Below are 513 nucleotides of genomic sequence, written 5' to 3'. Positions count from 1 at the left end.
AGGAGGGTGGCGTAGATGGTGCGAGGGGCACAATCGATGAAGCGTTCGCTGTTGAGCAGGTCACGGATCACCTGTTCTTCCGCATGGCTCAGGGCCTGACGCGGGCGTGGGCGTGGGCGCGTCAGGCGGGGGGGCCGGGCTGGGCGTTGGGCGGCATAAAAGCTACTGCGCGGCACCCCCAGGGTGGCACAGGCCGCCGCAATCCCGATCACGGGCGCGAGTTCGTGGACGGTGGTCAGCATCAGCGCTCGCCGTCCGGGAGGGTCGAGCTCGGCACGCCAAGCAGCGACGAGAGTTTTTTTTGGATCTCAATGATCGTCTCGGCCTGCTGCAACTGCGTGCGCAGACGGGCCACTTCCTCAGTCAAGCGGGCGATGGCATCCTGCTCGGGCGTGGGTCGCAGGGCTGGCCGCCCGGTGGGTGGGGTCGTCTGGGGCGTCAACGTGCCCCGCTTGCGTTGGGCCCGCCACTTCGAAAGATGGGAGGTGTACAGCCCGTGGCGGCGAAGCAACG

At 67.6% G+C, this 513-nt stretch carries 2 pseudogenes; both read right to left on the bottom strand.

What is annotated here, in order from left to right:
• Nucleotides 1-242 (bottom strand): annotated as a pseudogene (locus A9Q02_RS17930) (IS3 family transposase); the annotation flags it as partial.
• A pseudogene (locus A9Q02_RS17925) lies at nucleotides 242-513 on the bottom strand (hypothetical protein); the annotation flags it as partial. The pseudogenes A9Q02_RS17930 and A9Q02_RS17925, both read right to left, overlap by 1 nt.

The sequence above is a fragment of the Candidatus Chloroploca asiatica genome, assembly GCF_002532075.1.
Classification (GTDB): domain Bacteria; phylum Chloroflexota; class Chloroflexia; order Chloroflexales; family Chloroflexaceae; genus Chloroploca; species Chloroploca asiatica.
This window is presented reverse-complemented; position numbering and strand designations above follow the sequence as displayed.